Genomic DNA, 25,663 nt, shown 5'->3' with positions numbered 1-25,663 from the left:
TGGCGGTGAGAGACACAAACAATATTCAGCCTGATACAGATTAACAGAATTTGCCTGGCGGCTTTAGCGCGGTGGTCCCACCTGACCCCATGCCGAACTCAGAAGTGAAACGCCGTAGCGCCGATGGTAGTGTGGGGTCTCCCCATGTGAGAGTAGGGAACTGCCAGGCATCAAATTTAGTAGTAAGCCGGTGCATTAATCCGGTGGTTACAAGCAGTCTTCGGTGGAGCGGTAGTTCAGTCGGTTAGAATACCTGCCTGTCACGCAGGGGGTCGCGGGTTCGAGTCCCGTCCGTTCCGCCACTTATTAAGACATTAAGCCTGCCAGTGATGGCAGGCTTAATGGCAAAAAACTTTAGGGGCGTAGCTCAGTTGGTAGAGCACCGGTCTCCAAAACCGGGTGTCGCGAGTTCGAGTCTCTCCGCCCCTGCCATATAGAATCCTTTGCTTCGGCAAAGGATTTTTTTTGCCTGAAATTCGGGAAAATTTCCGCATTCTAAAATGCAGCCAGCATCTCTGCTGGCCTCATCATTAATCCATTACATTGATTTTTAATAGATCTTTTATCTGCGATTGCTTATCACTGTTTTGCAGCCAAATTGCATATAGTGGTCGCGAAAGGGTGGTGGAATCCACCACGGTATGCAATCCAGGCCTGGTGTCTGCCCAACGAACGGGTAACCAGGTGCAACCCTTCAACAGGGGAAGTTGCTGACAGGCAATCTCGGCAGAACTGGTTGTTAGCTGTGGAACATCATCAGGAGCAATCAATCCCGTCTCATGCTGTTGAAAATCTGGCCCCCATTCCAGGCGTAAATAGGTCAGGTCTGCTTTCATCATCGAAGGCTCAGAGGCATAAAGCGCCAGACCAAACTGCCCCACAATCTGGCTGCTAAATTCGTCCATCTTGGGGGCTTCAGTTGTGATCAGAAGATCAAGCTGGCGCTCATGAAGTTGCTTAACCAGCGACTGACGTTGCGCAATTCGGGCTTCAAATTGCAAATGGCCATGGGAGTGATATAGCCGGGTAAGCCACTGACTGAGCATACATTCCCACAGAGACGCGCTGGCCCCTATTGAGAATTCATTGTGCCTCGACGTATGGGCAACCTCTTTGCGTGCTGCCTGCCATGTGTTCATCAGCGTTTCGGCATACGGGAGCAGTTTCTCACCGGCGGGCGTTAAACGGATGTTGTTGCGGTGACGGGTAAAAAGATTCACACCCAGTTGATTTTCCAGCTGTCGAATACGAAAACTGACTGCTGACTGCGTCAGGTAAAGGGCTTCAGCTGCTCGCCCGAAGTGGCGCGTTCTGCTCACTTCAAGGAAAGTTTTTAGCAATTCCGTATCCACATCTTTCTCCGCAAAATAATTTGTCGTTATGATTTAAATGTTTTGTTTTACACTCTGTCAAGCGTAACTAATACTCCGCGCCATAAATAGCTCGGCCAAAGAATTAGGAGCGTGTAGGATGGCGGAAAGCTTTACGACGACTAATCGTTTTTTCGACAATAAACATTATCCGCGCGGGTTCTCTCGTCACGGCGATTTCACCATCAAAGAGGCGCAGCTGCTTGAGCGTCATGGTTATGCCTTTAACGAGCTGGATCTGGGTAAACGTGAGCCTGCAACCGAAGATGAAAAGCAGTTTGTCTCGGTGTGCCGTGGTGAGCGTGAGCCGCAGTCTGAAGCAGAACGTGTATGGATCAAGTACATGGCTCGCATTAAGCGTCCAAAACGTTTCCATACGCTGTCTGGCGGTAAACCGCAGATGGAAGGTGCAGAAGACTACACCGAGTCTGACGATTAAGAAAAAGGGGCTACGGCCCCTTTTTTATGCCAGTAACTTTTGTAGATGCAAAAGCAAACGATCGATCGCCCGATAGCTCAACGCTTCCTGCAAATGTTTCCTCTCAATGCCAGTACAGCCCTCCACGTCAGCAATGGTTCTGGCTACTTTTAACAAGCGCTGCCACGCACGTATGGAAAGCCCAAAGCGCGTCAGCGTCTCTTCCAGCCATCCCGCATCTTCAGCGTTAAGAGAACAAAACTGTCGGATCCCGGCATTATCCAGCCGTGCATTCAGTCTGTTTTGTCGAGCGTACTGCCGTGCCTGCGCCGCGATAACCCGCTCGCGTACAGTCGCTGAGCTTTCACCCTGTGTACGCGTCTGCCTTAGCAGGCCCGGCGGCGGAAGGGGGATTTCCAGTGATAAATCGAAACGATCGAGGAACGGGCCGGAAAGCTTTCCCAGATAGCGCAGCGTTTGCTCTGGCGTACAGCGGTTATGGTTTCCCTGGTAGTGACCCGTCGGGCTGGGATTCATCGCTGCGACAAGCTGAAACTGGGCGGGATAGCTTATTTTGGCTCGCGTGCGTGAGATATGTATCTCACCGGATTCAATGGGCTCCCTCAGTGCATCCAGCACGCGCCGCTCAAATTCAGGCAGCTCATCGAGGAACAGAATGCCATTGTGTGCCAGTGAGATCTCACCCGGCCCCGGAATAGACCCACCGCCGACCATTGCCGTCAGCGAAGCGCTATGATGCGGGGAACGAAAAGGACGGCGGCGCCACTGTTTATGCAACGACGTTGAACTGATAAGGCTATAGATGGCAGCGCTTTCCAGCGCTTCATGGTTATTAAGCGGCGGGAGCAACCCGCTCAGCCTGCTTGCCAGCATGGTTTTGCCCGTACCCGGCGGGCCAATCAGCAGAAGATTGTGACCACCCGCTGCCGTAATCTCCAGCGCCCGTTTCCCTTGCTCTTGTCCCATGATCTCGCTGAGGTCTTCTGGCGCATCCGCTATAGCCTCGTCACACTCTTCCGGCTCGGACAGTTCGTGCCGGCCCTCCAGCCAGGCGCACACTTCCTGGAGATGCCCTGCGATGAGGCATCCCTTTTCTGCAATAAGACTCACTTCTGATGCGTTTTCATTGGCCACAACGATTTGCCGCCCTGCACGTATTGCTTCCAGCGCTCCCGATATCGCACCGGGAACGCCTCTCAATGCGCCTGTGAGCGCGAGTTCACCCACGAACTCGTACGAGCCTAGCCTGGTCGTATTAAGTTGCTCAGAAGCCGCGAGAAGCGCAATTGCGATAGGTAAATCATATCGCCCACCCTCTTTAGGCAGGTCAGCGGGGGCAAGGTTGATGGTGATCTTCTTTGCGGGGAAGGTATAACCGCTGTTTATTATTGCACTACGAACGCGGTCCCTGGCCTTTTTGACCGTGGTTTCAGGTAACCCAACAAGCGTGAGTCCGGGGAGGCCATTACTCAAATGAACCTCTACGGAAATAAGCGGAGCCTTCACCCCGAGAGCCGCTCGCGTATAAACAACTGACAGTGACATTTGTACTACCTCCTGGTGTGACTGTGCCATTGCCCGTTTTCTCTGTTTAGCGTCTTTTGGCGTATTTACGCTGCCTGTTCAGAGATTTTGGTAGCACAGTGAAACCATTGCATAACTGTGGAAGCACTCTCGCAGAGTATAAAAAGCCCCGTTTTGACGTTAAGAACGGCAGGAAAAAAATGAAAAATATTCATCCCCAAATTTCCTTATATAAAACAATGGCTTCATGGGAAATGATTCGCTGGCTAACCAAGTCCGTCATAAATAAATCTTGTGTTTAATTTAAAAACTGTGATAACTCTTTAGGTATTCCTTCGAACAAGATGCAAAAAGAACTGAAAATGACAGCCCTTCTACGAGTGATTAGCCTGGTCGTGATTAGCGTGGTGGTGATTATTATCCCACCGTGCGGGGCTGCACTTGGACGAGGAAAGGCTTAGAAATCAAGCCTTAACGAACTAAGACCCCCGCACCGAAAGGTCCGGGGGTTTTTTTATGACTAAAAAACTTAAACGAGGAGCAGAGAATGAACACTAGCATAAAATTCTGTTTCTCCAGATTTATGACGGGGAACTAACTATGAATGGGGCACAATGGGTAGTACATGCGTTGCGCGCGCAGGGAGTCGAGACAGTATTCGGTTATCCGGGTGGCGCAATTATGCCGATTTACGATGCACTGTATGACGGCGGCGTGGAACACCTCTTGTGCCGACACGAGCAGGGTGCAGCGATGGCAGCCATTGGCTATGCCCGTGCGACAGGTAAAACAGGCGTGTGCATGGCGACCTCAGGTCCGGGTGCAACGAACCTGATCACCGGCCTGGCTGACGCGCTGCTCGATTCCGTCCCCGTCGTGGCAATTACCGGTCAGGTAGCCTCTCCGTTCATTGGTACCGATGCCTTTCAGGAAGTGGACGTCCTCGGCTTATCGCTGGCCTGCACCAAGCACAGCTTCCTCGTTCAATCTCTCGAAGAGCTGCCTCGCGTGATGGCCGAAGCGTTCGAGGTTGCCAGTTCTGGCCGTCCTGGCCCGGTTCTGGTGGATATCCCGAAAGATATTCAGGTTGCACTCGGCGATCTGGAGCCGCACTTCTCTACCGTTGAAAGCAACGAAGCATTCCCGCATGCAGACGTTGAAGAGGCGCGTCAGATGATGGCGCAGGCGAAACAGCCGATGCTCTATGTCGGCGGTGGTGTAGGCATGGCGCAGGCCGTTCCTGCCCTGCGCGAATTTATCGCGGTGACGCAGATGCCCGCTACCTGCACGCTGAAAGGTCTGGGCGCAGTCGACGCGGACTACCCGTACTACCTCGGCATGCTGGGAATGCATGGCACCAAGGCGGCAAACCTGGCGGTGCAGGAGTGCGATCTGCTCATTGCCGTGGGGGCTCGTTTCGACGACCGCGTCACCGGCAAGCTCAATACCTTCGCACCGAATGCCAAAGTTATTCATATGGATATCGACCCGGCGGAGATGAACAAGCTGCGTCAGGCGCATATCGCGCTGCAGGGCGATCTCAACGCGCTGTTACCGGCACTGCAGCAGCCGCTGGATATCAATGCATGGCGTCAGCACACCGCAGACATGCGCGCCGAGCACGCCTGGCGTTACGACCATCCCGGCGAGGCCATCTACGCGCCGCTGCTGTTGAAGCAACTCTCCGACCGTAAGCCGGCAGACAGCGTGGTGACAACGGATGTGGGACAGCATCAGATGTGGTCCGCACAGCACATGACCTACACCCGCCCGGAAAACTTCATCACCTCCAGCGGCTTAGGCACCATGGGGTTTGGCCTGCCGGCAGCCGTAGGCGCACAGGTAGCCCGCCCGAACGATACCGTTATCTGTATCTCCGGTGACGGCTCCTTCATGATGAACGTTCAGGAGTTGGGCACCGTGAAGCGCAAGCAGTTACCGCTGAAGATCGTCTTGCTCGATAACCAGCGTTTAGGGATGGTTCGCCAGTGGCAACAGCTGTTTTTCCAGGAGCGTTACAGCGAAACAACCCTGACCGATAACCCCGATTTCCTCACTCTGGCCAGCGCCTTCGGCATTCCTGGCCAGCACATCACCCGTAAAGACCAGGTTGAAGCGGCACTCGACACCATGCTTTCAAGCGAAGGGCCATACCTGCTTCATGTCTCAATCGACGAGCTTGAGAACGTCTGGCCGTTGGTACCGCCCGGTGCCAGTAACTCACAAATGCTGGAGAAATTATCATGATGCAACATCAGGTCGCCGTGCAGGCTCGCTTCAACCCGGAAACTTTAGAACGCGTTTTGCGCGTGGTCCGTCACCGTGGTTTTCAGATTTGCTCTATGAATATGGAAACCGCCACCGACGCGCAAAACATCAGTATCGAATTAACCGTTGCCAGCCCGCGGCCGGTCGACTTACTGTTTAGTCAGTTATCAAAGCTGGTAGACGTTGCCCATGTTGCCATCTGCCAGAGCACAACCACATCACAACAAATCCGCGCTTGAGCGTGACAGGACGAAAAAATGACGACAAAAAAAGCTGATTACATTTGGTTCAACGGTGAGATGGTTCGCTGGGAGGACGCGAAGGTCCACGTGATGTCCCACGCGCTGCACTACGGTACCTCCGTGTTTGAAGGCATCCGCTGCTACGATTCTCACAAAGGGCCAGTGGTGTTCCGCCATCGCGAACACATGCAGCGTCTGCATGACTCAGCCAAAATTTATCGTTTCCCGGTCTCTCAAAGCGTTGATGAGCTGATGGAAGCCTGCCGCGAAGTGATTCGCCAGAACAAACTGACCAGCGCCTATATTCGTCCGCTGGTCTTCGTGGGTGACGTCGGCATGGGCGTGAACCCGCCGGCCGGTTACAACACCGATGTGATCATTGCCGCGTTCCCGTGGGGCGCCTACTTGGGCGCAGAAGCACTGGATCAGGGGATCGACGCAATGGTTTCTTCCTGGAACCGCGTGGCGCCAAACACCATCCCGACCGCCGCGAAAGCGGGCGGTAACTACCTCTCCTCACTGCTGGTCGGCAGCGAAGCGCGCCGCCACGGCTATCAGGAAGGCATCGCCCTCGACGTGAACGGCTACATCTCTGAAGGTGCGGGCGAAAACCTGTTTGAAGTGAAAGACGGCATCCTCTTCACGCCGCCGTTCACCTCATCCGCGCTGCCGGGCATCACCCGTGACGCCATCATCAAGCTGGCGAAAGATCTGGGTATCGAAGTGCGCGAGCAGGTGCTGTCCCGCGAATCCCTGTATCTGGCCGATGAAGTGTTCATGTCCGGTACGGCAGCTGAAATCACGCCGGTGCGCAGTGTAGACGGTATCCAGGTGGGCGAAGGCCGCTGTGGCCCGGTCACCAAGCGCATTCAGCAAGCGTTCTTTGGCCTCTTCACCGGCGAAACAGAAGATAAATACGGCTGGTTAGATCAGGTTAATCACTAAGCATAAATTTGGGACGGCACGCACCACCGTCCCATTAAATAGTCAGACGGGAGTCAATAAAGCATGCCTAAGTATCGTTCAGCCACCACCACCCACGGCCGTAATATGGCGGGAGCCCGCGCGCTGTGGCGCGCCACCGGAATGACCGACGCCGATTTCGGCAAGCCGATTATCGCCGTGGTGAACTCCTTCACCCAGTTCGTACCGGGCCACGTGCACCTGCGCGATCTCGGCAAACTGGTTGCCGAGCAAATCGAAGCCTCAGGCGGCGTGGCGAAAGAGTTCAACACCATTGCGGTGGATGACGGTATTGCGATGGGGCACGGTGGCATGCTCTATTCACTGCCGTCGCGCGAGCTGATCGCCGACTCGGTTGAGTACATGGTTAACGCCCACTGCGCCGATGCGATGGTCTGCATCTCCAACTGCGACAAAATCACCCCGGGGATGCTGATGGCCTCCCTGCGCCTGAATATTCCGGTGATCTTCGTCTCCGGCGGCCCGATGGAAGCGGGGAAAACCAAGCTCTCCGACAAAATCATCAAGCTCGACCTGGTCGATGCGATGATCCAGGGCGCGGACCCGAAAGTCTCAGACGAGCAGAGTGACCAGGTAGAGCGCTCCGCGTGTCCGACCTGCGGCTCCTGTTCCGGGATGTTCACCGCTAACTCCATGAACTGCCTGACCGAAGCGCTGGGCCTCTCTCAGCCGGGCAACGGCTCGCTGCTGGCGACCCACGCCGACCGTAAGCAGCTGTTCCTTAATGCCGGTAAGCGCATCGTTGAGCTGACCAAACGCTACTACGAGCAGGACGACGCCAGCGCGCTGCCGCGCAGCATCGCCAGCAAAGCCGCATTCGAGAACGCCATGACGCTGGATATCGCGATGGGTGGCTCTACCAACACCGTTCTGCACCTGCTGGCCGCCGCGCAGGAAGCCGAAATCGACTTCACCATGAGCGACATCGACAAGCTGTCCCGTAAAGTGCCGCAGCTGTGTAAGGTCGCGCCGAGTACCCAGAAGTACCACATGGAAGACGTGCACCGTGCCGGTGGCGTCATCGGTATCCTCGGCGAGCTGGATCGCGCCGGGCTGCTGAACCGTGAAGTGAAAAACGTGCTCGGCCTGACGCTGCCGGAGTCGCTGGACCAGTACGACGTGATGCTGACCAAAGACGACGCGGTGAAAAAAATGTTCCGCGCCGGCCCTGCCGGTATTCGCACCACGCAGGCGTTCTCGCAGGATTGCCGTTGGGATACCCTGGACGATGACCGTGCCGAAGGCTGCATCCGCTCGCTGGAGCATGCCTACAGCAAAGACGGCGGTCTGGCCGTGCTGTACGGTAACTTTGCGGAAAACGGCTGCATCGTGAAAACCGCGGGCGTGGACGACAGCATCCTGAAATTCACCGGTCCGGCGAAAGTGTACGAAAGCCAGGATGAAGCGGTAGACGCCATCCTCGGCGGCAAAGTGGTGGAAGGCGACGTGGTTGTCATTCGTTACGAAGGGCCGAAAGGCGGTCCGGGCATGCAGGAGATGCTCTACCCAACCACCTTCCTGAAATCCATGGGACTCGGTAAGGCGTGTGCGCTGATCACCGACGGGCGTTTCTCCGGCGGCACCTCCGGCCTCTCTATCGGCCACGTTTCCCCGGAAGCGGCAAGCGGCGGCAACATCGCCATCATCGAAGACGGTGACCTGATCGAAATCGACATCCCGAATCGTGGTATTCAGCTGAAGCTGAGCGACCAGGAGATTGCGGCCCGTCGTGAAGCGCAGGAAGCGCGCGGCGACAAAGCCTGGACGCCAAAAGATCGCCAGCGTGAAGTCTCCTTCGCCCTGCGCGCTTACGCGAGCCTTGCCACCAGTGCAGATAAAGGCGCGGTGCGCGATAAATCTAAACTTGGGGGCTAATGATGGCCGAGTCTCAACCCTTATCCGCCGCCCCCGAGGGGGCGGAATACCTGAGAGCGGTGCTACGCGCGCCGGTATATGAAGCCGTGCAGGTCACGCCCCTGCAGAAAATGGAAAAACTCTCTTCGCGCCTCGATAACGTTATCCTGGTCAAGCGCGAAGACCGCCAGCCGGTGCACAGCTTCAAGCTGCGCGGCGCCTACGCGATGATGGCCGGGCTGACCGACGAGCAGAAAGCGCGCGGCGTGATTACCGCGTCGGCGGGCAACCACGCCCAGGGCGTTGCCTTCTCCTCGGCCCGTCTGGGGCTGAAAGCGCTGATCGTGATGCCGGTCGCTACCGCAGACATCAAAGTCGACGCGGTCCGCGGTTTCGGCGGGGAAGTACTGCTCCACGGTGCCAATTTTGACGAAGCGAAAGCCAAAGCGATCGAGCTGGCGCAGCAGCAGGGTTTTACCTGGGTGCCGCCGTTCGACCACCCGATGGTGATTGCCGGGCAGGGCACGCTGGCGCTTGAACTGCTGCAGCAGGATGCGCATCTCGACCGCGTCTTCGTCCCGGTGGGCGGCGGTGGGCTGGCGGCGGGCGTGGCGGTGCTGATCAAACAGCTGATGCCGCAGATCAAAGTCATCGCCGTTGAAGCGGAAGACTCTGCCTGCCTGAAGGCGGCGCTGGATGCCGGCCATCCGGTCGACCTGCCGCGCGTCGGGCTGTTTGCCGAGGGCGTGGCGGTGAAGCGCATTGGCGACGAAACCTTCCGCCTGTGCCAGGAATATCTCGATGATATCGTCACGGTAGACAGCGACGCGATCTGCGCGGCGATGAAGGATCTGTTCGAGGACGTGCGTGCTGTGGCGGAACCGTCCGGCGCGCTGGCGCTGGCGGGGATGAAAAAATACATCGCGCAGCACAACATTCGCGGCGAGCGGCTGGCGCACGTGCTGTCTGGTGCGAACGTGAACTTCCACGGCTTGCGCTACGTTTCCGAGCGCTGCGAGCTGGGCGAACAGCGGGAAGCGCTGCTGGCGGTGACGATTCCGGAAGAGAAGGGCAGCTTCCTCAAGTTCTGCCAGTTGCTGGGCGGTCGTTCGGTGACGGAGTTCAACTACCGCTTTGCCGATGCCAAAGACGCCTGCATTTTTGTCGGCGTGCGTCTGAGCCGTGGCGTGGAGGAGCGCAAAGAGATCCTTAGCCTGCTGCATAACGGCGGCTACAGCGTGGTCGATCTTTCTGACGACGAGATGGCGAAGCTGCACGTGCGCTACATGGTCGGCGGGCGTCCATCGAAGCCACTCCAGGAACGCCTGTTCAGCTTCGAATTCCCGGAATCGCCGGGCGCGCTGCTCAAGTTCCTGCACACGCTGGGCACGCACTGGAACATCTCTCTGTTCCACTACCGCAGCCACGGCACCGACTACGGCCGCGTGCTGGCGGCGTTCGAACTGGGCGAGCACGAGCCGGATTTCGAAACGCGGCTGAACGAGCTGGGTTATGAGTGCCACGACGAAACCCATAACCCGGCGTTCAGGTTCTTTCTGGCGGGCTAGTGGTTCGGCAATATCTTCCAGAACGCATCAATAAGCGGCTCATGCAGCCGCTTTTTTTGTGCGCACACGCCAAGCTCGAACGGTGTTTTCTCATCGCTGCGTTCCAGAATCATCACGCGATTGCGCACTGGTTCCGGGCTGTTTTCCAGCACCACTTCCGGCAGCAGCGCTACGCCGCAGCCGAGCGCCACCATTGACACCATCGCCTCATGACCGCTGACGGTAGCGTATATCGACGGATTGCTGATTTTCTGACGGCGGAACCACAGCTCGATGCGGCGACGCACCGGCCCTTGATCGGCCATGATAAACGGCACCGTGGACCAGTCCGGTTTTTCCACTGAGACCTGGTTACGTACCGGGCAGGGCAGCGCCGGGGCAATCAGTACCACCGCCAGGTTCTCCAGCATCGAGAACGCCACTGCCCCCGGCAGGGTTTCGGGTTTCCCGGCGATGGCGAGATCCGCTTCGCCCGTCACCACTTTTTCCATGGCGTCGGCGGCGTCGCCGGTGGTGAGCTTAATCTCAACCGACGGATTGGCTGCGCGGAAGCGGTCGAGAATGGGTGGCAGATGGCTATAGGCGGCGGTCACGGAGCAGAAAATATGCAGTTCGCCGGAGAGCGATGGCCCCTGCTGATCGATGGCGTGCCGCAGCTGCTGGTACTGCAACAGCGTCTGCTGGGCAAAAATGCGCAGCTCTTCTCCCGCTTCCGTGAGGGTGACAGTACGGTTATCGCGTACGAACAGCGGCTGGCCGAGGTCTTCCTCAAGGCGTTGGATCTGGCGCGAAAGCGTGGAGGGGCTGACGTGCATCGCCCGGGCGCTGCGGCCAAAATGGCGGCTTTCCGCCAGGTGCAGGAACATTTTTAGATCGCGTAAATCCACCGATTCCACTCCCTCTTTTTACATTGCAAAAATTGCAATATGACGTTGTGAATATATCAATTTCCGCAATAAATTTCCTGTTGTAATGTGGGTACATTCTCGCTGAAACGCGAACCGAACTATAAGACACACAACATCACGAGGTATCACCCATGGCTAACTACTTTAATACACTGAACTTGCGCCAGCAGCTGGCGCAGCTGGGCAAATGCCGCTTCATGGCGCGTGACGAATTTGCCGATGGCGCAAGCTACCTTCAGGGTAAAAAAGTGGTCATCGTCGGCTGTGGCGCACAGGGCCTGAACCAGGGCCTGAACATGCGTGACTCCGGTCTGGATATCTCCTACGCCCTGCGTAAAGAAGCGATTGCCGAGAAGCGCGCTTCATGGCGTAAAGCGACCGAAAACGGCTTCAAAGTGGGTACCTACGAAGAGCTGATCCCGCAGGCGGATCTGGTTGTTAACCTGACGCCAGACAAGCAGCACTCAGACGTAGTGCGCTCCGTACAGCCGCTGATGAAAGACGGCGCCGCGCTGGGCTACTCCCACGGCTTCAACATCGTTGAAGTGGGCGAGCAGATCCGTAAAGACATCACCGTAGTGATGGTGGCGCCGAAGTGCCCGGGTACGGAAGTACGCGAAGAGTACAAGCGTGGCTTCGGCGTACCGACGCTTATCGCGGTTCACCCTGAAAACGATCCGAAAGGCGAAGGTATGGCGATTGCCAAAGCGTGGGCTGCGGCGACCGGCGGCCACCGTGCGGGCGTTCTGGAATCCTCCTTCGTTGCCGAAGTGAAATCTGACCTGATGGGCGAGCAGACCATTCTGTGCGGCATGCTGCAGGCCGGTTCTCTGCTCTGCTTCGACAAGCTGGTGGAAGAAGGTACCGACCCGGCCTATGCGGAAAAACTGATTCAGTTCGGCTGGGAAACCATCACCGAAGCGCTGAAGCAAGGCGGGATTACGCTGATGATGGACCGCCTGTCCAACCCGGCCAAACTGCGCGCGTTTGCACTCTCTGAGCAGCTGAAAACCATCATGGCGCCGCTGTTCCAGAAACACATGGATGACATCATCTCCGGCGAGTTCTCTTCCGGCATGATGGCGGACTGGGCGAACGACGACAAGAAACTGCTGACCTGGCGTGAAGAGACCGGTAAAACCGCGTTCGAAACCGCGCCGCAGTATGAAGGTAAAATCGGCGAGCAGGAGTACTTCGATAAAGGCGTACTGATGATCGCGATGGTGAAAGCAGGCGTTGAGCTGGCGTTCGAAACCATGGTGGATTCTGGCATCATCGAAGAGTCTGCGTACTATGAATCTCTGCACGAGCTGCCGCTGATTGCGAACACCATCGCCCGTAAGCGTCTGTACGAAATGAACGTGGTTATCTCTGATACCGCAGAATACGGTAACTACCTCTTCTCTTACGCCTGCGTACCGCTGCTGAAAGAGTTCATGACCACCCTGCAGACGGGCGATCTGGGCAAAGCGATTGCGGAAGGTGCGGTAGACAACGCGCAGCTGCGTGACGTAAACGAAGCCATTCGCAGCCACCAGATCGAGAAAGTGGGCCACAAACTGCGTGGCTACATGACCGATATGAAACGTATCGCGGTAGCAGGTTAACACCAGGTGCGGGCTGATGCCCTCACCCCGACCCTCTCCCTGTGGGAGAGGGTGCAAACATTAAAGGCCTTCTCTAAGAGAAGGCCTTGCTGTTTATTTCCGATACAGCACTTTAATGATGTGATAACCGAACTGGGTATGCAGCGGACCGGTTGGCTCCAGCACCGGGCAGGAGAAAACCACTTTATCGAACGCCGGAACCATCTGACCCTGACGGAACTCACCTAAATCGCCGCCACGCTTGCCTGACGGACAAATAGAGTGCTTCTTCGCCAGCTTGCCGAAGTCGGCACCGTTTTTAATCTGCTCCAGAAGATCCAGAGCCAGTTTCTCTTCTTTAACAAGGATATGCAGTGCTGCTGCTGTTTTTGCCATGATCGTGCCTTGAGTGGTATGGATTAGGCTCGCTATACTACCACGCTGTTATTCTCCCCTCCTGACTTTCATTGAGCGATCATTTATGCGTTTAAACCCCGGACAACAACAAGCCGTCGAATTTGTCACCGGACCGTGTCTGGTACTGGCGGGCGCAGGATCCGGTAAAACGCGCGTCATCACCAACAAGATTGCGCACCTGATCCGCGGCTGCGGCTACCAGGCGCGCCACATTGCGGCGGTCACCTTTACCAATAAAGCGGCGCGCGAGATGAAAGAGCGCGTCGGCCAGACACTGGGGCGCAAAGAGGCGCGCGGGCTAATGATCTCAACCTTCCACACGCTGGGGCTGGATATCATCAAACGCGAGTATGCGGCGCTGGGAATGAAGTCTAATTTCTCGCTTTTTGACGATACCGACCAGGTGGCGTTGCTTAAAGAGCTTACTGAGGGGCTGATCGAAGATGATAAGGTGCTGTTGCAGCAGCTGATCTCGACGATCTCGAACTGGAAAAACGATCTGATGACCCCGGCCCAGGCCGCGGCGATCGCCAAAGGCGAACGGGATCGGATCTTCGCCCACTGCTACGGTCTGTACGATGCACATATGAAAGCGTGCAACGTGCTGGACTTTGATGACCTGATCCTGCTGCCCACGCTGCTGCTGCAGCGCAATGAAGAAGTGCGCGAGCGCTGGCAGAATAAAATCCGCTACCTGCTGGTGGATGAATATCAGGACACCAACACCAGCCAGTACGAGCTGGTGAAGCTGCTGGTGGGGCAGCGCGCGCGTTTCACCGTGGTAGGCGATGATGACCAGTCAATTTACTCCTGGCGCGGCGCGCGCCCACAAAACCTGGTGCTGTTGAGCAAAGATTTTCCCGCCCTGCAGGTGATTAAGCTGGAGCAGAACTACCGCTCCTCCGGGCGTATCCTGAAGGCAGCAAACATCCTGATTGCCAATAACCCGCACGTTTTTGAGAAGCGTCTCTTCTCCGAACTGGGCTACGGCACGGAGCTGAAAGTGCTCAGCGCCAACAATGAGGATCATGAAGCGGAGCGCGTGACGGGCGAACTCATCGCTCACCACTTCGTCAATAAAACCGAATATAAAGATTACGCAATCCTTTATCGCGGCAATCACCAGTCGCGCGTCTTTGAAAAGATGCTGATGCAGAACCGCATTCCGTACAAGATCTCGGGCGGCACCTCGTTCTTCTCGCGTCCAGAGATCAAAGATCTGCTGGCCTATCTGCGCGTGCTCACTAATCCGGATGATGACAGCGCGTTTCTGCGCATCGTGAATACACCAAAGCGAGAGATTGGACCGGCAACGCTGCAAAAGCTCGGCGAGTGGGCGATGACCCGCAATAAAAGCCTGTTTACCGCCAGCTTTGATATGGGCCTGAGCCAGACGCTGACGGGGCGCGGGTATGATAATTTAACCCGCTTCACTCACTGGCTTGGCGAAGTACAGCGGCTGGCAGAGCGCGAGCCTGTGGCAGCCGTACGCGATCTGATCCACGGCATCGACTATGAATCCTGGCTGTACGAAACCTCCGCCAGCCCGAAAGCCGCTGAGATGCGGATGAAAAACGTTAACCAGCTTTTCAGCTGGATGACCGAAATGCTGGAGGGCTCTGAAATCGACGAGCCGATGACACTGACGCAAGTGGTCACTCGCTTTACCCTGCGCGATATGATGGAGCGCGGCGAGAGCGAAGAAGAGGCCGATCAGGTTCAGCTTATGACGCTACATGCGTCAAAAGGGCTTGAGTTCCCGTATGTGTATCTGGTCGGCATGGAAGAGGGACTGTTGCCGCACCAGAGCAGCATTGATGAAGATAACGTCGACGAGGAGCGCCGCCTGGCCTACGTGGGGATCACCCGTGCGCAGAAGGAGCTGACGTTCACGCTGTGTAAAGAGCGCCGCCAGTACGGTGAACTCGTCCGCCCGGAACCGAGCCGTTTCCTGCTGGAATTGCCGCAAGATGACCTGATCTGGGAACAGGAGCGCAAGGTGATTACCGCAGAAGAGCGGATGCACAAGGGGCAGGCTAACGTGGCAAACATCCGCGCCATGCTGGCAAAAGCCAAAGAGAAAGGATAATACAAGGCCGGGTAAGGCGAAGCCACCACCCGGCAATGTTCAGCGTATTACTTCACCTCGAGTACCCAGTGCACATAGCTCTGCCACTGGCACTCCTGCTCGATCATCTCTGCCCCAAGCGGGTGATTATCAATCCAGTTTTCTGGCAGCGTCAGCGTCAGCTTTTCATCATCGGCTAGCAGATTAATGGCAGGCAGCAAATCATCGCGGCGGCGGCTGGCAAACAGGATCGCCAGACGCAGCAGGCGGCACAGATGCTCGGCCACGCGCGGCGGTACGGCGTTTTGCTGATGCAAAGAGGAGAGGTCTACGGCATTGGTTTGGTTTAGCAGCAGCGTTGCCAGCAGCTTTTTCTGTGCAGGCGTGTAGCCAGGCAAATCCAGGTTGCGCACCAGATACGCTGCGTGAGCAGGTGCCTGCTTAAAATCAATGCTTAGCCCTACCTCGTGCAGCGCACAGGCGCTCAGCAATAAATCGCGGCTCAGATGATCAAGATCCCAGGCGTTAGCGACCTGGTCGGCAAAGCGTGATGCCAGTTGCGATACGCGGCCAGCCTGATCGATATCAACCAGAAAACGGCGCTGCACGTTGCGCAGAGTACGGTTGCGGATGTCCTGATCCACCGACAGATGCAGCATCCCATAGACCAGACCTTCGCGCAGCGCGCCGCCGGCCAGGGTCATACACTGGATATTCAGTTCGGTGAATATGGCAATCAGAATGGCCAGCCCGCTCGGGAAAACCAGGGCACGTTCCAGCGTCAGGCCTTCAATTTCCAGCTCTTCCAGGCGTCCGCACTGAATGGCACGCTGTTTAAGCTGCTGAAGTTTGGCAAGCGTAATTCGCTCGTCCATTCCCTGCGCCATCATGATTTCCTGCAGGGCCTGCACGGTACCTGAGGCACCCACGCAGACTTTCCAGCCGTGATAGCGCAGTTCGTCCATCACCGGGCGTAACACTTCGCGCGCGGCGTTTTCTGCCTCGTCGAAATTCTCTTTCCCCAGGTTCCGATCGGTAAAGTAGCGCTCAAGCCAGGTCACGCAGCCCATCGACAGGCTGAACAGTGACGTGGCCTGCGCGCCGGTGCCGGTGACCAGCTCGGTACTGGCACCGCCGATATCCACCACCAGGCGGCGATCGTCACCCCCGGTGGTGTGGGCAACGCCCTGGTAGATCAGGCGTGCTTCTTCTTCGCCGCTGATAACCTGAACCGGACACCCCAGAATTTCCTGCGCTTTGGCAATAAAATCTACGGCGTTAACCGCCAGTCGGAGCGTCGCTGTGGCGACGACGGTGATTTGGGCATGCGGGATATCCTGCAAACGCTCAGCAAAGAGCCGCAGACACTGCCAGCCACGTTCCATGGCTTCAGGGGAGAGGTGATTATCGCTGCTCAGGCCCGCCGCGAGGCGGACCTTGCGCTTAATGCGCGTCAGCGTTTGTATGCTTCCCGCCACCTCACGCACAACCAGCATATGAAAACTATTCGAACCGAGATCAATTGCCGCATAGAGCGAGGTGGAGCTGAGCATATTTTCTTAACCTGAACGACGACGATTACGCGGTGCGCCGCCTGAACGACGCGGACCATTGCCGGAGCGCGGGCGGGTAAGACGCTTAGGCGGCGGCAGTTCGCTTAACAGCGCTTCCGGATTGTATTTGCTCTGCGGGATAGAGTGACCGATGTAGGTCTCAATGGCTGGAAGATTCAGCGCATACTCTTCACACGCAAGGCTAATCGAGTGACCGCTTGCGCCCGCACGACCGGTACGACCGATACGGTGTACGTAGTCTTCGCAGTCGTCTGGCAGATCGTAGTTAAAGACGTGCGTCACGGCCGGAATGTGTAAACCACGTGCCGCCACGTCGGTTGCGACCAGAATATCGAGATCGCCACGGGTGAACTCTTCCAGAATACGCAGGCGTTTTTTCTGCGCCACGTCGCCGGTCAACAGGCCAACACGATGACCATCGGCAGCCAGATGGCCCCAGATGTCTTCACAGCGGTGTTTAGTGTTCGCGAAGATAATGGCGCGATCGGGCCACTCTTCTTCAATCAGCGTTTGCAGCAGACGCATTTTCTCTTCATTGGAAGGATAGAAGAGCTCTTCTTTAATGCGGTGACCCGTTTTCTGCTCAGGTTCCACTTCCACATATTCCGCATTGTTCATCTGCTCGAACGCCAGCTCGCGTACGCGATAAGAAAGGGTTGCAGAGAACAGCATGTTCAGGCGCTGGTTAGCCGGCGGCATACGGCGGAACAGCCAGCGGATGTCTTTAATGAAGCCCAGATCGTACATACGGTCAGCTTCATCGAGCACCACAACCTGGATTGCGCCGAGGTTAATGTGATTCTGTTTGGCGTAGTCGATAAGACGGCCGGTGGTACCGATCAGGATATCCACGCCGCTTTCCAGCACTTTCAGCTGCTTATCGTAGCCGTCGCCGCCATAGGCCAGGCCAAGCTTCAGGCCGGTGGCCTGCGCCAGAGGCTCAGCGTCTGCATGGATCTGTACCGCCAGTTCTCGCGTCGGGGCCATAATTAGCGCGCGCGGCTGGTTAACTTTGCGGTCTGCAATCGCTGAGTGAGAAAGTAAATAATGGAACGTTGACGTTAAGAACGCCATCGTTTTGCCGGTACCGGTTTGCGCCTGCCCTGCAACATCGCGACCGGCCAGCGTCAGCGGCAGGGCGAGAGCCTGAATGGGCGTGCAGTTATGAAACCCTTTATTTTCAAGGGCTTCAATCACCTTCGGGTGCAGGGCGAAGTCGGAAAACTTCTGTTCTGTTAAATGTGTTTTGCTCATAGTGTGGTAGAATATCAGCTTACTATTGCTTTACGAAAGCGTATCCGGTGAAATAAAGTCAACCTTTAGTTGGTTAATGCGACATCAACACGTCGTTGGTGGAGACAAAACCAACGTACCAGGCTTATTCCTGTGGAGTTATATATGAGCGATAAAATTATTCACCTGACTGACGACAGTTTTGACACGGACGTACTTAAGGCTGACGGGCTGATCCTCGTCGATTTCTGGGCTGAATGGTGTGGTCCTTGCAAAATGATCGCCCCGATTCTGGATGAGATCGCTGACGAATATCAGGGCAAACTGACGGTTGCCAAGCTGAACATCGACCAGAACCCGGGTACCGCACCAAAATACGGTATCCGTGGCATCCCGACCCTTCTGCTGTTCAAAAACGGCGAAGTGGCGGCGACCAAAGTGGGCGCGCTGTCCAAAGGTCAGCTGAAAGAGTTCCTGGACGCTAACCTGGCGTAAGGTTTCTCCGCTGTGCGTCCAGAGCCCCCGGCTAAATGATGTGGAACTCTGGACGCCCGGCTGAAGTCGTGCTAAGTTAGCTATGACTTCGTTTTAAACATATCTGTTGTTTGAATCTTGTTTTACCCGATACTTCCCGTTGTTGACATGAACAATGCGTGAAGTGGCTAAATTCCGGGCTTGTCACTCAATCCGTCTTGTCGTTTCAGTTCTGCGTTCTTTCCCTGTGACCAGACAGCGAACAGACATGAGGTGATGGCCGCTAAACAGGCATGGATGACCCTGCCATACCATTCACAACATTAAGTTCGAGAATCACCCCGAGTTTAAGAACCCACACCATTATGAATCTTACCGAATTAAAGAATACGCCGGTTTCTGAGCTGATCACTCTCGGCGAAAATATGGGGCTGGAAAACCAGGCTCGTATGCGCAAGCAGGACATCATTTTCGCCATCCTGAAGCAGCACGCTAAGAGTGGCGAAGATATCTTTGGCGACGGTGTGCTGGAGATATTGCAAGACGGATTTGGTTTCCTCCGCTCTGCAGACAGCTCCTACCTCGCCGGCCCTGACGACATCTACGTATCCCCCAGCCAAATCCGCCGTTTCAACCTCCGCACTGGTGACACCATTTCAGGTAAGATTCGTCCTCCTAAAGAGGGTGAACGCTACTTTGCGCTGTTGAAAGTCAATGAAGTTAACTTCGATAAGCCGGAAAACTCGCGTAATAAGATCCTCTTTGAGAACTTAACGCCGCTGCACGCGAACTCTCGCCTGCGCATGGAGCGTGGTAACGGTTCTACCGAAGACTTAACCGCACGTGTTCTGGATTTGGCATCGCCAATCGGTCGCGGCCAGCGCGGTCTGATTGTGGCGCCGCCGAAAGCAGGTAAAACCATGCTGCTGCAGAACATCGCGCAGAGCATCGCCTATAACCACCCAGACTGCGTGCTGATGGTGCTGCTGATTGACGAACGTCCGGAAGAAGTAACCGAGATGCAGCGTCTGGTTAAAGGTGAAGTGGTTGCTTCTACCTTCGACGAGCCAGCATCTCGCCACGTTCAGGTTGCGGAAATGGTTATCGAGAAGGCTAAACGCCTGGTTGAGCACAAGAAAGACGTGATCATCCTGCTCGACTCTATCACCCGTCTGGCGCGCGCTTACAACACCGTGGTGCCAGCTTCCGGTAAAGTGCTGACCGGTGGTGTGGATGCTAACGCCCTGCATCGTCCGAAGCGCTTCTTCGGTGCCGCACGTAACGTGGAAGAGGGCGGCAGCCTGACCATCATCGCAACGGCGCTGATCGATACCGGTTCTAAAATGGACGAAGTGATTTACGAAGAATTTAAAGGTACAGGTAACATGGAACTGCACCTTTCTCGTAAGATCGCTGAAAAACGCGTCTTCCCGGCTATCGACTACAACCGTTCCGGTACCCGTAAAGAAGAGCTGCTCACCACGCAGGAAGAGCTGCAGAAAATGTGGATCCTGCGCAAAATCATCCATCCAATGGGTGAAATTGACGCGATGGAGTTCCTCATTAACAAACTGGCGATGACCAAAACCAACGACGACTTCTTCGACATGATGAAGCGCTCGTAACGCAAATAAAGCCAGCGAACGCCACGTTTTTACGTGGCGTTTTTCTTTTATGGACTATACGCTAGTACCACCTACTCCCAATTTTGACCGGTCAGTGCGACAATAAGATAATTCGCACAGTAAAAACATTAATAGCTTGAATAATAAACAAATGGAATTGTAAGAGGTTTGCTTTATAACTTCAGGCTCGGCGCCTTGATGGTTATACTTCCTTGACTAACATTTGTTGAGAACACCCATTGTGAACCTACTTGATACGTTTACTGAACTAACCAGTATTTTCTTATTTACCACCTGCTTTTTGTTTCTGGCACGTAAGGTGGCGAAATATCTGGGCTTAGTGGATAAACCCAACTTCCGTAAACGTCATCAAGGCATGATCCCTCTGGTCGGTGGTATCTCTGTTTTTGCAGGGATCTGCTTCACTTTTGCTATTGCAGATTACTATATTCCGCATGCCAGGTTGTATCTCTCTTGCGCAGCAGTTCTTGTCGTGATCGGTGCTCTTGACGATAGATACGACATTAGCGTCAAAATACGCGCTTTCGTTCAGGCAGCTGTCGCTATTGCAATGATGGTATTCGCTAAGTTGCACTTGAGTAGCCTGGGCTATATTTTTGGCTCCTGGGAGATGGAACTCGGCCCGTTCGGCTATTTCCTGACACTTTTTGCCGTGTGGGTGGCGATTAACGCGTTCAACATGGTTGACGGTATTGATGGTTTGCTTGGAGGCCTCTCCTGCGTCTCATTTGCCGCAATTGGTTTCATTTTATGGTTCGATGGGCAATATAGCCTTGCTATGTGGTGTTTCGCCATGATTGCAGCAATCCTGCCATATATCCTGTTAAATCTCGGCGCATTGGGCCGACGCTATAAAGTCTTCATGGGGGATGCGGGTAGCACGCTTATCGGCTTTACTATCATTTGGATTTTGCTGGAAACTACTCAGGGCGATGTACATCCCATCAGTCCGGTAACAGCCTTATGGATTATCGCCATCCCGTTAATGGATATGGTTGCGATTATGTATCGCCGACTGCGTAAAGGGATGAGCCCATTCTCTGCTGACCGTCAGCACATTCATCATCTGATCATGCGAGCCGGATTCACTTCCCGGCAGGCATTTGTGCTTATTACGCTGGCGGCTGCTATTCTAGCGGGGATTGGCGTGACGGCGGAATATACGCATTTTGTGCCTGAGTGGGCCATGTTGGTATTGTTCTTGCTAGCATTTTCTCTCTACGGCTACTGCATTAAGCGCGCATGGAAGGTGGCGCGTTTCATTAAACGTATTAAGCGCAGGATGCGACGTAACAGTGGCAAAAACACAACATTAACTAAGTAAAACCGGGACTATGATGACTCAACCGTTGGCGGGAGCGAAATCAGTGGTAACTGAGAATGAACTGGATATTCGGGGTTTGTTTCGCGTGTTATGGGCAGGCAAACTTTGGATTGCGGGAATCGCGCTGGGGTTCGCACTGTTGGCGCTGGCCTACACGTTCTTTGCGAAACAGGAGTGGAGCGCCACGGCAATCACGGACAGACCAACGGTTAACATGCTCGGGGGGTACTATTCCCAGCAGCAATTCCTGCGAAACCTGGATATTAAAGCCAGTCTTGCCACCCCGGACCAGGCCTCCGTTATGGATGAGGCCTACAAAGAGTTTGTGATGCAACTGGCGTCATGGGATACGCGCCGCGATTTCTGGTCCCAGACGGATTACTACAAGCAGCGTCGGGTTGATAACACTAAAGCCGATGCCGCGCTGCTGGACGATCTGATTAATAATATTCAGTTTATGCCCGGCGACGCGCTGCGTAACGTCAACGACAGCGTTAAGCTGATTGCCGAAACCGCGCCGGACGCCAACAATCTGTTGCGCCAGTACGTCGCGTTTGCCAGCCAGCGTGCCGCAAGCCATCTCAATGAAGAGCTCAAAGGTGCCTGGGCAGCCCGCACTATCCAGATGAAGGCACAGGTCAAACGTCAGGAAGAGGTGGCAAACACTATTTTTGCGCGCCGCGTCCATAACATTCAGCAGGCGCTGAAAATTGCGGAACAGCACAACATTTCCCGCACTGAGACGGATGTTCCGGCTGATGAATTACCTGATTCTGAAATGTTCCTTCTTGGTCGCCCAATGCTGCAGGCGCGTCTGGAAAATCTGCAGGCCGTTGGGCCTGATTTTGACCTCGACTACGATCAAAATCGCGCGATGCTTAATACGCTTAATGTCGGCCCCTCCCTGGATCCGCGTTTTCAGACCTATCGTTATTTGAGAACGCCTGAAGAACCTGTAAAACGCGACAGTCCGCGTCGTGCATTCCTGATGATCATGTGGGGGATTGTGGGCGCACTCGTTGGGGCTGGCGTGGCGTTAACGCGTCGTCGTACAAACTAAGAACGCCGTTTACGATGAAGGCTATGGCCTTCATCGTCTAATCGAAGAGAATCGATGTGAAAGTACTTACTGTATTTGGCACCAGGCCGGAGGCCATTAAGATGGCGCCTCTGGTTCATGCGCTGGCCAGCGATCCTGATATTGAAGCGAAGGTCTGTGTCACGGCCCAGCACCGTGAGATGCTCGATCAGGTCCTAACCCTCTTTTCCATCGCCCCGGATTACGACCTCAATATTATGAAGCCGGGACAGGGATTGACGGAAATAACCTGTCGCATACTGCAGGATCTCAAGCCTATCCTGGAGTCGTTCAAGCCTGACGTCGTGCTGGTGCACGGCGATACCACGACGACGATGGCAACAAGCCTGGCCGCGTTTTACCAGCGTATTCCCGTCGGTCATGTTGAAGCGGGCCTGCGCACCGGTAATCTTTATTCTCCGTGGCCGGAAGAGGCCAACCGTACGCTTACCGGGCATCTGGCGATGTACCACTTTGCGCCAACCGAGAACTCTCGCCAGAACCTGCTGCGTGAAAATGTCGCCGATAACAACATTTTTGTGACCGGCAATACGGTCATTGATGCGTTGATTTGGGTACGCGATCGCGTACTGGCAAACGGCGAGCTGCAGAAAGAGCTCGCTGCCCGCTATCCGTTCCTGAATAACGGCAAAAAAACCATTCTGGTCACTGGCCACCGTCGCGAAAGCTTTGGACGGGGTTTTGAGCAAATCTGTCACGCGCTGGCTGAAATCGCCGCGCAGAACGACGATGTGCAAATTGTCTATCCGGTACACCTTAATCCTAACGTCAGCGAGCCGGTCAACCGCATCCTGGGCCACGTCGAAAACGTCCTGCTGATTGAACCGCAGGACTACATGCCGTTTGTCTGGCTGATGAACCACGCCTGGCTGATCCTCACCGATTCGGGTGGGATTCAGGAAGAAGCCCCCTCTCTTGGCAAGCCGGTACTGGTGATGCGTGAAACCACTGAACGTCCGGAAGCGGTTAAAGCCGGGACGGTGCGTCTGGTCGGCACCAACGCACAGCTCATCGTCGAAGAGGTCACTCGCCTTCTGCACGACGATGAAGCGTATCAGGCGATGAGCCGGGCCCACAATCCGTATGGAGACGGGCAGGCTTGTGGCCGTATTTTGCATGCACTTAAACACAATCGGGTATCGCTATGAGTTTTACTACCATCTCTGTCATTGGCCTTGGCTATATTGGCCTGCCCACGGCGGCGGCATTCGCCTCCCGTCAAAAACAGGTTGTCGGCGTGGATATCAACGCACGGGCGGTAGAAACCATTAATCGTGGCGAAATTCATATTGTAGAGCCCGATCTTGACCGAGTCGTGAAAGAGGCGGTTGATGGCGGCTTCCTGCGCGCCAGCACGACGCCAGTGGAAGCGGATGCCTACCTGATTGCCGTTCCAACGCCCTTTAAAGGCGACCACCAGCCCGATATGGTCTATGTCGAGGCGGCGGCAAAATCCATTGCCCCCGTGCTGAAGAAAGGCGCGCTGGTGATCCTGGAGTCAACCTCTCCGGTGGGGGCCACCGAGCAGATGGCGCAGTGGCTTGCAGAAGCGCGTCCTGATTTACGCTTCCCGCAACAGGCTGGCGAGCAGGCGGATATCAACATCGCCTACTGCCCGGAGCGCGTGTTGCCGGGGCAGGTGATGGTCGAACTGATTAAAAACGACCGCGTCATTGGCGGCATGACGCCGGTCTGTTCCGAACGCGCCAGCGCGCTGTACAAGATTTTCCTGGAAGGCGAATGCGTAGTGACCAACTCCCGCACCGCAGAGATGTGCAAGCTGACTGAAAACAGCTTCCGTGACGTTAACATCGCCTTTGCTAACGAACTGTCGCTTATTTGCGCCGATCAGGGGATTAACGTTTGGGAGTTAATCCGCCTGGCGAATCGCCATCCGCGCGTCAACATTCTCCAGCCTGGCCCGGGGGTGGGCGGCCACTGTATCGCCGTCGACCCGTGGTTTATTGTGGCGCAGAACCCGGCGCAGGCGCGTCTGATTCGCACCGCGCGAGAAGTGAACGACAGCAAACCTCACTGGGTGCTCAACCAGGTTAAAGCGACGGTTGCGGACTGTCTGGCAGAGAGCGGCAAGCGCGCCAGCGAGCTGAAAATTGCCTGCTTTGGTCTGGCATTTAAACCCAACATTGACGATCTGCGCGAAAGCCCGGCGATGGAAATTGCCGAGATGATTGCCGAATGGCATAAGGGCGAAACGCTGGTGGTCGAGCCAAATATTCATGAACTGCCGGCAAAACTGGCGGGGCACTGCACGCTGACGGCGCTCGATGACGCGCTGGCGACGGCGGACGTGCTGGTGCTGCTGGTGGATCATAAAGCGTTTAAAGCGACGTCCGGTGATGCCGTACGTCAGCAGTATGTGGTTGATACGAAAGGTGTCTGGCGTTGAGTGAACTTCACGGCGTGCTTGAATCCCTTGAGTGGGAAAGCACATTTTTTGCCCGCCCCTCGGCGATAGTCCGCTGGCGCGAGAATGCGCCCGCCCTGCAGGAAGCGGACCTCAGCGTCTGGCAGCGCGTGCAGGCTAAAATCCCGGCGGACCGTGCCGATCTGCTTGATGCGCTCCAGCAGCGTGGTTTTCAGCTGGTTGAAGGTGAGGTAGACCTTTCCATTGCCCTTACCCGGCACGATGCGTCCGGCGCGGAAATTGCAACGGAACTGGACATTCCTGTGCTGCGCCAGATGGCGGCCCGGGCGTTTGCGCAGAGCCGCTTTCGCGCGCCCTGGTATGCCCCTGACGATAGCGGACGCTTCTATGCCCAGTGGATAGAGAATGCGGTCAAAGGCACCTTTGACCACGTCTGCCTGGTTTTCCGTACAGCGGACGGTCAGATTCAGGGATTTGTCTCGCTGCGCAAGCTCAACGCGCGCGAGGCGCGTATTGGCTTATTAGCCGGGCGCGGCATGGGTGAGAAACTCATGCAGGCGGCGCTGCACTGGGCGCAGCAGCAGCAGGTTGAGACGCTGCGGGTGGCGACCCAGGTGGGCAACACCGCCGCGCTTAAACGTTATATTGCGAGTGGTGCCAACATCGACGCCACCGCCTACTGGTTATACAGGTGACAAG

23 protein-coding genes, 2 tRNA genes and 1 rRNA gene are annotated in these 25,663 nt (G+C 55.7%); 20 read left to right on the top strand and 6 right to left on the bottom strand.

What is annotated here, in order from left to right; genetic code table 11:
- Positions 1–53: 53 nt before the first annotated feature.
- The 3 genes from rrf (at position 54) to ACR42C_RS22225 (ending at position 432) form a co-directional block, all read left to right on the top strand.
- Positions 54–169, top strand: a 5S ribosomal RNA gene (gene rrf, locus ACR42C_RS22235).
- A 56-nt stretch (positions 170–225) separates the two neighbouring features.
- Positions 226–302 (top strand) — tRNA-Asp (locus ACR42C_RS22230).
- 54 nt (positions 303–356) lie between these two features.
- Positions 357–432: transfer RNA gene (locus ACR42C_RS22225), tRNA-Trp, on the top strand.
- Between the two features lie 98 nt (positions 433–530).
- On the opposite strand, the gene hdfR is transcribed toward ACR42C_RS22225, so the two are convergent.
- Positions 531–1,352 carry an HTH-type transcriptional regulator HdfR gene (gene hdfR / locus ACR42C_RS22220; protein ID WP_116343682.1) on the bottom strand — a complete coding sequence of 274 codons (822 nt, stop codon included), beginning with the start codon at positions 1,350–1,352 and terminating at the stop codon, positions 531–533.
- A 118-nt stretch (positions 1,353–1,470) separates the two neighbouring features.
- Here hdfR and ACR42C_RS22215 point away from each other — a divergent pair, with 118 nt between their 5' ends.
- On the top strand, positions 1,471–1,809 hold the full coding sequence (locus tag ACR42C_RS22215) for a MaoP family protein (RefSeq protein ID WP_008501577.1): 339 nt from the start codon (positions 1,471–1,473) through the stop codon (positions 1,807–1,809).
- 24 nt (positions 1,810–1,833) lie between these two features.
- Here the strand turns inward: ACR42C_RS22215 and ACR42C_RS22210 are convergent, their stop codons facing one another.
- Positions 1,834–3,354, bottom strand: coding sequence for a YifB family Mg chelatase-like AAA ATPase (locus ACR42C_RS22210; protein WP_479984569.1), 1,521 nt, complete (start codon positions 3,352–3,354; stop codon positions 1,834–1,836).
- A gap of 341 nt (positions 3,355–3,695) precedes the next feature.
- Between ACR42C_RS22210 and ilvL the strand changes: the two genes are divergently transcribed.
- The 7 genes from ilvL to ilvA all read left to right on the top strand — a co-directional run bounded on the left by ilvL (position 3,696) and on the right by ilvA (position 10,249).
- A complete protein-coding gene (ilvL, locus tag ACR42C_RS22205; protein WP_001311244.1) occupies positions 3,696–3,794 on the top strand; it encodes an ilv operon leader peptide in 99 nt (32 codons plus the stop codon).
- An 86-nt stretch (positions 3,795–3,880) separates the two neighbouring features.
- Positions 3,881–3,931: a peptide IlvX gene (ilvX, locus tag ACR42C_RS22200; protein ID WP_192985207.1), complete on the top strand. Its 51-nt coding sequence runs from the start codon at positions 3,881–3,883 to the stop codon at positions 3,929–3,931.
- 2 nt (positions 3,932–3,933) lie between these two features.
- Positions 3,934–5,580 (top strand): acetolactate synthase 2 catalytic subunit, encoded by a 1,647-nt coding sequence (ilvG, locus tag ACR42C_RS22195; protein WP_116343684.1) that lies wholly within the window; start codon positions 3,934–3,936, stop codon positions 5,578–5,580.
- Positions 5,577–5,840, top strand: a complete 264-nt coding sequence (gene ilvM, locus ACR42C_RS22190) for an acetolactate synthase 2 small subunit (protein ID WP_003860184.1) — start codon at positions 5,577–5,579, stop codon at positions 5,838–5,840. Before ilvG ends, ilvM begins: the two co-directional genes overlap by 4 nt.
- Before the next feature lie 18 nt (positions 5,841–5,858).
- Positions 5,859–6,788, top strand: a complete 930-nt coding sequence (ilvE, locus tag ACR42C_RS22185) for a branched-chain-amino-acid transaminase (RefSeq protein WP_003860182.1) — start codon at positions 5,859–5,861, stop codon at positions 6,786–6,788.
- Positions 6,789–6,851: 63 nt separating this feature from the next.
- Positions 6,852–8,702 (top strand): dihydroxy-acid dehydratase, encoded by a 1,851-nt coding sequence (ilvD, locus tag ACR42C_RS22180; RefSeq protein ID WP_163330950.1) that lies wholly within the window; start codon positions 6,852–6,854, stop codon positions 8,700–8,702.
- 2 nt (positions 8,703–8,704) lie between these two features.
- Entirely contained in the window at positions 8,705–10,249 is a 1,545-nt protein-coding gene (ilvA, locus tag ACR42C_RS22175) for a threonine ammonia-lyase, biosynthetic (protein WP_116343727.1), read from the top strand.
- Here ilvA and ilvY read toward each other — a convergent pair.
- Entirely contained in the window at positions 10,246–11,136 is an 891-nt protein-coding gene (gene ilvY, locus ACR42C_RS22170) for an HTH-type transcriptional activator IlvY (protein WP_479984568.1), read from the bottom strand. The two genes, ilvA and ilvY, sit on opposite strands and share 4 nt — an antisense overlap.
- A gap of 152 nt (positions 11,137–11,288) precedes the next feature.
- On the opposite strand from ilvY, the gene ilvC reads away from it, so the two are divergent.
- The gene (ilvC, locus tag ACR42C_RS22165; protein ID WP_045261004.1) at positions 11,289–12,764 is read left to right on the top strand and encodes a ketol-acid reductoisomerase; all 1,476 of its coding nucleotides are present in this window, start codon (positions 11,289–11,291) and stop codon (positions 12,762–12,764) included.
- Positions 12,765–12,857: 93 nt separating this feature from the next.
- On the opposite strand, the gene ppiC is transcribed toward ilvC, so the two are convergent.
- Entirely contained in the window at positions 12,858–13,139 is a 282-nt protein-coding gene (ppiC, locus tag ACR42C_RS22160) for a peptidylprolyl isomerase PpiC (RefSeq protein WP_004886861.1), read from the bottom strand.
- Positions 13,140–13,224: 85 nt separating this feature from the next.
- Between ppiC and rep the strand changes: the two genes are divergently transcribed.
- Positions 13,225–15,249, top strand: coding sequence for a DNA helicase Rep (gene rep / locus ACR42C_RS22155; protein WP_116343687.1), 2,025 nt, complete (start codon positions 13,225–13,227; stop codon positions 15,247–15,249).
- A gap of 47 nt (positions 15,250–15,296) precedes the next feature.
- On the opposite strand, the gene gppA is transcribed toward rep, so the two are convergent.
- The gene (gene gppA, locus ACR42C_RS22150) at positions 15,297–16,781 is read right to left on the bottom strand and encodes a guanosine-5'-triphosphate,3'-diphosphate diphosphatase (RefSeq protein ID WP_116343688.1); all 1,485 of its coding nucleotides are present in this window, start codon (positions 16,779–16,781) and stop codon (positions 15,297–15,299) included.
- A 6-nt stretch (positions 16,782–16,787) separates the two neighbouring features.
- Complete coding sequence (rhlB, locus tag ACR42C_RS22145) at positions 16,788–18,056, bottom strand: ATP-dependent RNA helicase RhlB (protein ID WP_123923183.1); 1,269 nt, start codon at positions 18,054–18,056, stop codon at positions 16,788–16,790.
- Between the two features lie 144 nt (positions 18,057–18,200).
- On the opposite strand from rhlB, the gene trxA reads away from it, so the two are divergent.
- The 7 genes from trxA to rffC all read left to right on the top strand — a co-directional run bounded on the left by trxA (position 18,201) and on the right by rffC (position 25,659).
- On the top strand, positions 18,201–18,530 hold the full coding sequence (trxA, locus tag ACR42C_RS22140) for a thioredoxin TrxA (RefSeq protein ID WP_006179218.1): 330 nt from the start codon (positions 18,201–18,203) through the stop codon (positions 18,528–18,530).
- A 344-nt stretch (positions 18,531–18,874) separates the two neighbouring features.
- Entirely contained in the window at positions 18,875–20,134 is a 1,260-nt protein-coding gene (rho, locus tag ACR42C_RS22135; protein ID WP_008501566.1) for a transcription termination factor Rho, read from the top strand.
- A 241-nt stretch (positions 20,135–20,375) separates the two neighbouring features.
- Positions 20,376–21,479 carry a UDP-N-acetylglucosamine--undecaprenyl-phosphate N-acetylglucosaminephosphotransferase gene (gene wecA, locus ACR42C_RS22130; protein WP_080330358.1) on the top strand — a complete coding sequence of 368 codons (1,104 nt, stop codon included), beginning with the start codon at positions 20,376–20,378 and terminating at the stop codon, positions 21,477–21,479.
- Positions 21,480–21,492: 13 nt separating this feature from the next.
- Positions 21,493–22,539, top strand: a complete 1,047-nt coding sequence (gene wzzE / locus ACR42C_RS22125; protein ID WP_479985219.1) for an ECA polysaccharide chain length modulation protein — start codon at positions 21,493–21,495, stop codon at positions 22,537–22,539.
- Between the two features lie 56 nt (positions 22,540–22,595).
- Positions 22,596–23,726 carry a non-hydrolyzing UDP-N-acetylglucosamine 2-epimerase gene (wecB, locus tag ACR42C_RS22120; RefSeq protein WP_316380855.1) on the top strand — a complete coding sequence of 377 codons (1,131 nt, stop codon included), beginning with the start codon at positions 22,596–22,598 and terminating at the stop codon, positions 23,724–23,726.
- Positions 23,723–24,985, top strand: coding sequence for a UDP-N-acetyl-D-mannosamine dehydrogenase (wecC, locus tag ACR42C_RS22115; protein WP_316380856.1), 1,263 nt, complete (start codon positions 23,723–23,725; stop codon positions 24,983–24,985). The genes wecB and wecC overlap by 4 nt, the downstream gene beginning before the upstream one ends.
- Positions 24,982–25,659 (top strand): dTDP-4-amino-4,6-dideoxy-D-galactose acyltransferase, encoded by a 678-nt coding sequence (gene rffC / locus ACR42C_RS22110; RefSeq protein ID WP_316380857.1) that lies wholly within the window; start codon positions 24,982–24,984, stop codon positions 25,657–25,659. The genes wecC and rffC overlap by 4 nt, the downstream gene beginning before the upstream one ends.
- Positions 25,660–25,663: the final 4 nt, after the last annotated feature.

This window comes from Enterobacter sp. MG-EB028 (assembly GCF_056673305.1).
Note: the sequence above shows the minus strand (reverse complement) of the source record. Positions and strands in the feature narration are given on the sequence as shown.

Excerpts from the sequence above, each read along its gene's own strand:
- ACR42C_RS22215 (WP_008501577.1), top strand. The coding sequence starts at position 1,471 with ATGGCGGAAAGCTTTACGACGACTAATCGTTTTTTCGACAATAAACAT.
- ACR42C_RS22210 (WP_479984569.1), bottom strand. The coding sequence starts at position 3,354 with ATGTCACTGTCAGTTGTTTATACGCGAGCGGCTCTCGGGGTGAAGGCT.
- ilvL (WP_001311244.1), top strand. The coding sequence starts at position 3,696 with ATGACAGCCCTTCTACGAGTGATTAGCCTGGTCGTGATTAGCGTGGTG.
- ilvG (WP_116343684.1), top strand. The coding sequence starts at position 3,934 with ATGAATGGGGCACAATGGGTAGTACATGCGTTGCGCGCGCAGGGAGTC.
- ilvM (WP_003860184.1), top strand. The coding sequence starts at position 5,577 with ATGATGCAACATCAGGTCGCCGTGCAGGCTCGCTTCAACCCGGAAACT.
- ilvE (WP_003860182.1), top strand. The coding sequence starts at position 5,859 with ATGACGACAAAAAAAGCTGATTACATTTGGTTCAACGGTGAGATGGTT.
- ilvD (WP_163330950.1), top strand. The coding sequence starts at position 6,852 with ATGCCTAAGTATCGTTCAGCCACCACCACCCACGGCCGTAATATGGCG.
- ilvA (WP_116343727.1), top strand. The coding sequence starts at position 8,705 with ATGGCCGAGTCTCAACCCTTATCCGCCGCCCCCGAGGGGGCGGAATAC.
- ilvC (WP_045261004.1), top strand. The coding sequence starts at position 11,289 with ATGGCTAACTACTTTAATACACTGAACTTGCGCCAGCAGCTGGCGCAG.
- ppiC (WP_004886861.1), bottom strand. The coding sequence starts at position 13,139 with ATGGCAAAAACAGCAGCAGCACTGCATATCCTTGTTAAAGAAGAGAAA.
- rep (WP_116343687.1), top strand. The coding sequence starts at position 13,225 with ATGCGTTTAAACCCCGGACAACAACAAGCCGTCGAATTTGTCACCGGA.
- gppA (WP_116343688.1), bottom strand. The coding sequence starts at position 16,781 with ATGCTCAGCTCCACCTCGCTCTATGCGGCAATTGATCTCGGTTCGAAT.
- rhlB (WP_123923183.1), bottom strand. The coding sequence starts at position 18,056 with ATGAGCAAAACACATTTAACAGAACAGAAGTTTTCCGACTTCGCCCTG.
- trxA (WP_006179218.1), top strand. The coding sequence starts at position 18,201 with ATGAGCGATAAAATTATTCACCTGACTGACGACAGTTTTGACACGGAC.
- rho (WP_008501566.1), top strand. The coding sequence starts at position 18,875 with ATGAATCTTACCGAATTAAAGAATACGCCGGTTTCTGAGCTGATCACT.
- wzzE (WP_479985219.1), top strand. The coding sequence starts at position 21,493 with ATGACTCAACCGTTGGCGGGAGCGAAATCAGTGGTAACTGAGAATGAA.
- wecC (WP_316380856.1), top strand. The coding sequence starts at position 23,723 with ATGAGTTTTACTACCATCTCTGTCATTGGCCTTGGCTATATTGGCCTG.